The organism is Pasteurella testudinis DSM 23072 (assembly GCF_900176075.1).
Taxonomy (GTDB): Bacteria; Pseudomonadota; Gammaproteobacteria; order Enterobacterales; family Pasteurellaceae; genus Chelonobacter; species Chelonobacter testudinis.
Genome location: NZ_FWWV01000039.1, coordinates 1 through 7,280, shown reverse-complemented (window position 1 = coordinate 7,280; position 7,280 = coordinate 1). Strand labels below are relative to the sequence as shown.

Below are 7,280 nucleotides of genomic sequence, written 5' to 3'. Positions count from 1 at the left end.
CGCGCTCAAAAGGTAAATATTGACGCAACCACGCCAAATGATATTCCCCGAACCGTTTAATGTCCGTCCAACCTTCCGCACCGGAAATGACGGCGCTCATGGTCAGAAAAATGATTTCAAGAAAAGGATATTTTTGGTTGATATCTTTACGCGGGTCTTCCAATTGACCGAAAAAGCGGAATAAGTCCATGACGTTACCTTGTATTTTAACGTATTAAAGGCTTATTAGATCATATTTTGAGGAAAAGTGCGATCTTGCCCTGGGGCGCGATTAAATTCAAGGTTGTCATATTTCTGTAATATTTCTTTTGTATAGTAGACAGGCATCAGATTGAGCACCTATTTTTATAAACATCAGGAGACAAATATGAAGTTACGTTATTTATTACCATTTATGATGGCGGCGTTGCCCTTAAGTGCGGTAGCGCAGACCATCTATCCCATTGATCGCGCAACCATGATGTCGGACGGTAAGTTTGATTTTAAAGTGGAATTCGATGAAATCGTCACGCCGGATCAGGTCAGCATTTTGATCAATGGTAAGGATTTTAAAGACGTATTAGGCAGCAGTGATGTTGAATTTATCGAAAAAGAAGACGGCAAAGATGTTTCCGCCTTGTGGTTGCGCAACGTCAGCATTAAAGAAGCCGGTGATTACAAAGTGGAAGCCAAGGCGAACGGCAAAGAAAGTGCGGTAAATTGGAGTGTTTACCAAACGCCGGATGTGGCGAAAGCCAAAAACGTGATTTTCTTCTTGGGTGACGGTTTATCGGTGGCGCACCGCACCGGCGCACGGATTTTGTCCAAGGGTGTGAGCGAAGGGAAAGCCAACAGTTTATTGGCGATGGATACCTTACCGGTTACCGGTTTTATCGGCACGTCCAGTACTGATGCGATCACCGCCGACAGTGCCAATACCATGAGTGCGTATATGACTGGTCACAAATCGGCGATTAACGCGCTGGGGGTGTATGTCAGCCGTTCTGTCGACAATTTGAATCACCCGAAACAAGAAACCTTAGGCGAACTGATCAAACGTAAAACCAACAAAAGCGTGGGCGTGGTAACCGATTCCGAAATTCAAGACGCGACACCGGCTGCGGTGGTTTCCCACACCCGTCGTCGTGCCGACAAAGACAAAATCACCGGCATGTTCCATGATGTGAAGCCTGATGTGATTTTAGGCGGCGGCTCGGCGTACTTCCTGCCGCAAAGCGTGCCGGGTTCAAAACGGAAAGACGATTTGAACTATATCGAAATGTTTAAAAACGACGGCTATCAGCTGGTGACCAGCAATACCGAGTTGACTTCGATTCCGCAAGGCACCAAACAATTGTTGGGCTTGTTCCACACCGGAAACATGGATACCGTGCTGGATCGTCGTTTCCTGACCGATAACGGCGTGACCAAAAAATTTCCGGACCAACCGGACTTGACCACCATGACCCAAACCGCACTTGATGTGCTGTCACAAAATCCGGACGGTTTTGTGCTGGTGGTCGAATCGTCCTTGATCGACAAAGCCTCGCACCCGTTGGATTGGGAGCGTGCGATCATGAGTACGATTATGTTTGACCAATCAATTGATATTGCGAAAAGATTCGCCGAGACCCACCCTGACACCCTTATCATCGTCACCGGTGATCATACCCACGGGATCTCGCTGATCGGTACGGTTGACGATGACAAACCGGGCGATGAAATGCGTGAAAAAGTCGGCGTGTATGCCGCCGCAGGTTATCCGAACTATGAAGACAAAAACGGCGACGGCTATCCGGACAAATTGGATGTCAGCAAACGTCTGGCGGTGTTCTTCAACAACTATCCTGATTACTACGAAACATTCCGTCCGAAACTTGACGGTCAATTCGTACCGGCGTTGAAAAACGAGAAAGACGAATACGTTGCCAACGAAGCCTATAAAGATATTCCGGGTGCAGTATTGCGTACCGGTATTCTGCCGAAAAGCGAATCGACCGGAGTGCACGCCATTGACGATATCGTCATTCAAGCACAAGGCCCGGGCTCGGAAGCGATCAAAGGCTACATGGAAAACTCGGATATCTATAAAGTGATTGTTGACAGCTTGGCTATCAATAGTGCGAAAAAATAATGGACATTGAGTTGTGGATATGAACATTCAAGTAATCAAAGCGGGGGGAACCCCGCTCTTTTTGTTTAACATGCTCAAGCGAGGTTTGCTCACGCTGGGCGTGTTTTGTATCAGTTTTTATTCTTATGCTTCGACTAATCTGACCTTTGATGAACTGTACGGCAAAATCTCAGTGCTGGGCATGGAATTTTCCGAAAAAGTCAAAGGCCTGAAAGATCAGACGGTTGATATGAACGGTTTTATGGCGCCGCCGCTGAAAGCCGATGCGCAGTTTTTCGTGCTGACCAAAGCGCCGATGGCACTGTGTCCGTTCTGCTCCTCCGATGCCGACTGGCCGGCGGATATTGTGGTGGTCTATTTAGATAAAAAACAACCCTTTGTACAAAATAATGCCATGATTAACGTCAGTGGCAAATTGGAATACGGCTCGTGGACGGATCCGGAAACCGGCTTTGTCAGCTTGCTACGCATTACCAACGCCAGATTCAAGAAATTATAAAACAGGCTTTTTTAGTTTGACAGGAGATCAAATGTTAGAAATCAAGGATTTGACCGTCAATATTGCGGCATTGCCGCAACCGATTTTAGCCATTGGGCAATTATCCGTACCGGCGGCACAACAGGTTGCCGTAATGGGACCTTCCGGCTGTGGTAAAAGCACTTTTCTGAATATTATCAGCGGATTATTGAAACCGACTCAGGGTTCGGTGCAATGGCAAGGACAAGAGCTGACCGCACTTTCCGCTACTGCTTGTGATACTTGGCGGTTTGAACAGATCGGCATGGTGATGCAGGATTTTTATTTAACCGGCGGTTTGACCGCGCTGGAAAATGTGCTGCTGCCATTCGCTTTTCGCAATTGGACGGTTCCGCTTGAGATCAAACAGCGGGCGGAGTATCTGTTGAGCGAAATGAATATGCCGCGTTTAAACACCGATGTGTCACAACTGTCGCGCGGCGAGATGCAGCGGGTGGCGATTGCCCGCGCCTTGCTTGCCAAGCCGAAAGTGATTATCGCCGACGAGCCGACCGCCAGCCTCGATGCGGAAAACAGCCGCAACATTGCCCGTTTATTATTGGAAATCAGTGAAAAAGAGAAGTGCATGCTGCTGGTGGCGACCCATGATCGTTTCTTATCCGAACAGCTGCAACGCCAATTGTTGTTGCAAAACGGCGTTATCGTGTCGGATCAGCAAACAGGAGCGCAACTATGTTAATGCTAAAACTGTTATTACTTGACTTTAAAAAGAGCAAATTCGGCAGCCTGATGATTATTTTCCTGATTGCCCTTTCCACCGCCTTGAGTATTACCGTCAGTTTACAGGAGCGTGCCTTGCGCGAAGGCAGTGCGCAAGCGGCGGATCGCTTTGATTTGGTGGTCGGTGCGCCGGGCAGTGAAGTGCAATTGGTGCTGAGCACCGTGTTTTTACAACCGTCGCCGTTAAACCTGCTGGATACTGAGGTTTTTAAGGAGATTGAAGCCAATCCGCAGGTCGATTGGGCGGCACCGTTGGCATTCGGCGACTACTATCAAAATATGCCGATTATCGGCACCAATACCGCACTTTTACTCGACGGTGGCGAACGGCAACTTGCCGCCGGACGAGTGTTTGAAAAGGATTACGAAGCAGTGGTCGGCGCCAAGAGCGGTTTGGCGCTCGGCGACAGTTTCAGCCCGATGCATGGACAGTTGGGGGAAAGCAACCATCATGCCCATGATGACGTGGAGTATCATGTAGTCGGCATTTTGCCGGAGGAGGGCAGTGTTTGGGATAAAGCCTTATTAGTGCCGATTACCAGCGTTTGGGACGTACATCAGCATCATGACCACGATCATGACCATGATCACCACGCTCACGAGCATGACGGACCGCCGGGCTATGTCGATGAACATGACCATGATCACGACCACGATCATGCGATTGAAGAGCTGGGCGTGTCGGCGGTGGTGATTAAGCCGCAAAGTTTTGCCGGCGCTTACCAACTGCGCAGCCAATATAAAACCGAAACCACTCAAGCCGTATTTCCGGCGGAAGTGCTGGTGCGGGTGTACGGCGTGTTAGGCGACAGCAAAGAGGTGTTGCTGTGGGTGTCGATCGTCACGCAAGTGTTGGTGGCGACCGCACTTTTGATGATTATCGTGCTTTACCTGCAAAACCGGCAAAAGCAAGTGGCGGCGTGGCGGATCTTCGGGGCGCCGCGCGCCAAGATTTTCCTGCTGATTTGGTTTGCCCTGATCGTGATGATTGCGCTGGCAATGCTGTTGGGCGTGGCTATCGGTTATGTCGCGGCACAACTGATTTCGCAACATCTCAGCCTGCAAAGTGGTTTTGTGCTGCCGGTACGTTTGGGCGAAGAAGAGTGCCGCTTTATCCTGTTCAATTTTATTTTTGCGATTCTGATTGCGCTATTGCCGTCATTGCTGCTTTACCGCCAATCGCCAATAAATGTTTTACGAAATACGCAAGAATGATATGATAACGCCCTAAATTATAGCAGAGTATAAATTGGGGGTAAGGAGAGCATGTGTTGCAGCATCATATAGAACAACATAGTGTTATAGACAATCAACGTTTGGTCGTGACACTGGCTTCGACTCAAGCCGAAATTGAAGACGCACAGCGGCTGCGTTATGAAATTTTCGCCCTTGAAATGGGGGCGAAAATCAACAGTGTCAACGGGTTGGATATTGATAAATATGATGAACACTGTCAGCATTTAATCGTGCGCGATGAAGATAACGGCCGCGTGGTCGGTTGCTACCGTCTGCTGACCATTGACGGCGCACGCAAAGTCGGCGGCTGGTACAGCGCCGGTGAATTTGATCTCAGTCGGATCGAACACATTCTGGATCGTACCGTCGAATTGGGGCGCGCCTGTGTGCATAAGGATTACCGTAACGGCGGCGTGGTGATGTTGTTATGGTCAGGCTTAATCAAGTTTATGCATTTGGAAAACCTGTCTTACATGATCGGCTGCGGCAGTATTAGCATGAGCGACGGCGGACATATGGCGGCCAGTTTATATCGCAAACTGGAGAAAAAATATTTGTCACCGCTGGAATACCGTGTGTTTCCGCATGTACCGGTGCAACTGGACAAATTAAAGCAAGATCTTGAGGTGTCCACCCCTGCCTTGATCAAGGGTTATCTGCGTGCCGGCGCTTATATTTGCGGCGAACCGGCGTGGGATCCGGATTTCAACTCGGCTGATGTGTTGATCATGATGCCGATCACCCGTCTTGACGAGCGCTATTTGAAGCATTTCTGTCGTTAATTCCGACTCAAAATAAGAATAAGGCGGTTTATGCGATCTTTGGTTATGGTTTGGCGGTTAACGTTAATCGCCTATTTTTTATTAAGTGGCGTTTTTCAAATGTTGGTGTTGTTCCGTTGGTGTACGCCGGAACAGAAACTGGCGCGGATTCAGCGCTGGTCGCAGCACATTCTGAATGTATTTAATATTCGGGTCAACGCCCACAACGTACCGCACTTTTCGCAGGTCAAAGGCGCGATGTTTATCTGTAACCATGTGTCATGGTTGGATATTTTTGCGATTAATGCGGTGCTGCCCGGGCAGTTCATTGCCAAAGAAGACGTGCGCAACTGGCCGATTATCGGCTATCTGGCGGCACAGGCGAACACGGTGTTTGTTTCCCGCCAACGCGGCAACGGCAGCACACAAGGCAAGGTGGACGGCGTAGCGGCGGCGTTGCGGCAGGGTGCACAGGTGACGTTGTTTCCGGAGGGCACGTCTACCAACGGCGAGCAGGTGTTGCCGTTTAAAAGCAGTTTTTTTCAGGCAGCGATTGATGCCGAAGCCAAAATTTGGCCGTTGTTGTGTTTCTATCCGGCAGAAAACGGCGGCAGCAATCATACGATGGCGTATTACGGTGATGTCAGTCTGGTGCAGTCACTAAAAGATCTTGCCAAACAAAAAAGTGCGGTGATTGAATTGACCTTTTACGAAGCGATCGACGCTGCCGGTAAAGATCGGCGTGATTTAGCGGATAAAACTCAGGAGATTATCGCCGTCGAGCTGGCAAAGGCGTTGGCGCGTAGTCGTTAGGATTTTTAATCACAGCTTGTGTCGTGTAACGCGTAAATAGAGTAAATTAGAAAAAGTTATAATTTCTTCTCCCCTTGTGGGAGAAGGACAGATATGGGTACAACCCTAAGACATCCTTTACATATTAACCCGATGACATCGTTTACAAGTATATTAACAGGTATCAACTTTTAAAAAAGGATAGATACCAATGCCTTGGAAAACAGTGAGTGTCATGGAACAAAAAATCCATTTTATTCAAGCTTATTTAACCAAACGCTTTAGTAAAAGTGAGCTTTGTAAACAATTTGACATTAGTCGCCCTACGGGTGATAAATGGATTCAACGATACCATTTAAATGGTTTAGCTGGGCTTAGTGCGCTTTCTCGCAAGCCACACCACAATCCCAATGTGGTTTCTGCTTATGTTTGTGAACGTTTAGTACAAGAAAAGTTGAAACGACAATATTGGGGAGCAAAAAAGCTGTTAGACTATTTGCGGCAGTTAGAGCCGGATATAAAATGGTGTGCTGATAGTACGGGCGACCGAATTTTAGCCAAAGCAGGATTGGTTGAAGCACGCAGAAAACATCTTAAAACGCCGGCAGATAGTTTGCCTTTTGGAGAATGTCATTCGCCTAATCATTGTTGGAGTATGGATTTCAAAGGCGATTTTATGGTAGGGAATAAAAGGTGTTATCCTTTTACATTACATGATAATTACAGCCGTTATTTATTCGCATGTCAGGGTTTAACTCAGCATGGCTATACCGAGGTTCAGCCTTTACTGGCGCGTATTTTTAAGGAATACGGCTTACCTTGGGCAATCCGCAGTGATAATGGAGCGCCTTTTGCTTCAGTTGCGTTAGGGGGACTGACCAAATTATCCAAGTGGCTAATTGATTTAGGTATTCGCCCNGAACGTATTGAAGCAGGAAAACCACAGCAAAATGGTCGTTTAGAGCGAATGCACAGGGAGTTGAAGCGCTATATTGCAAAGGTGGATACGCTTAAGGTAGAAATGCATGAATTCCAACAAAAGCTGGATATTTTTAGAGAAGAGTTTAATCAACTGCGTTCACATGAAAGTCTGGAAAGACAAATGCCGGTGAGCTGTTAT

At 47.8% G+C, this 7,280-nt stretch carries 8 protein-coding genes; 7 read left to right on the top strand and 1 reads right to left on the bottom strand.

Annotation, left to right across the window (positions count from 1 at the left end):
• Positions 1 to 190 (bottom strand): transposase family protein (locus B8880_RS11040; protein ID WP_143933421.1); only part of this gene is annotated, 190 nt, incomplete at its 3' end.
• Positions 191 to 367: 177 nt separating this feature from the next.
• Here B8880_RS11040 and B8880_RS11035 point away from each other — a divergent pair.
• The 7 genes from B8880_RS11035 to B8880_RS11005 form a co-directional block, all read left to right on the top strand.
• Positions 368 to 2,113: an alkaline phosphatase gene (locus B8880_RS11035; protein WP_084257659.1), complete on the top strand. Its 1,746-nt coding sequence runs from the start codon at positions 368 to 370 to the stop codon at positions 2,111 to 2,113.
• A 19-nt stretch (positions 2,114 to 2,132) separates the two neighbouring features.
• Positions 2,133 to 2,612, top strand: a complete 480-nt coding sequence (locus B8880_RS11030) for a hypothetical protein (RefSeq protein ID WP_084257660.1) — start codon at positions 2,133 to 2,135, stop codon at positions 2,610 to 2,612.
• A gap of 31 nt (positions 2,613 to 2,643) precedes the next feature.
• The gene (locus B8880_RS11025) at positions 2,644 to 3,330 is read left to right on the top strand and encodes an ABC transporter ATP-binding protein (protein WP_084257658.1); all 687 of its coding nucleotides are present in this window, start codon (positions 2,644 to 2,646) and stop codon (positions 3,328 to 3,330) included.
• A complete protein-coding gene (locus B8880_RS11020) occupies positions 3,324 to 4,586 on the top strand; it encodes an FtsX-like permease family protein (RefSeq protein ID WP_084257657.1) in 1,263 nt (420 codons plus the stop codon). The genes B8880_RS11025 and B8880_RS11020 overlap by 7 nt, the downstream gene beginning before the upstream one ends.
• 53 nt (positions 4,587 to 4,639) lie before the next feature.
• Entirely contained in the window at positions 4,640 to 5,389 is a 750-nt protein-coding gene (locus tag B8880_RS11015) for a GNAT family N-acetyltransferase (protein WP_084257656.1), read from the top strand.
• Positions 5,390 to 5,419: 30 nt separating this feature from the next.
• A complete protein-coding gene (locus tag B8880_RS11010) occupies positions 5,420 to 6,181 on the top strand; it encodes a lysophospholipid acyltransferase family protein (protein ID WP_084257655.1) in 762 nt (253 codons plus the stop codon).
• Positions 6,182 to 6,371: 190 nt separating this feature from the next.
• Positions 6,372 to 7,280, top strand: a 909-nt coding sequence (locus B8880_RS11005; protein ID WP_084256980.1) for a DDE-type integrase/transposase/recombinase, incomplete at its 3' end; no start/stop codon positions are given.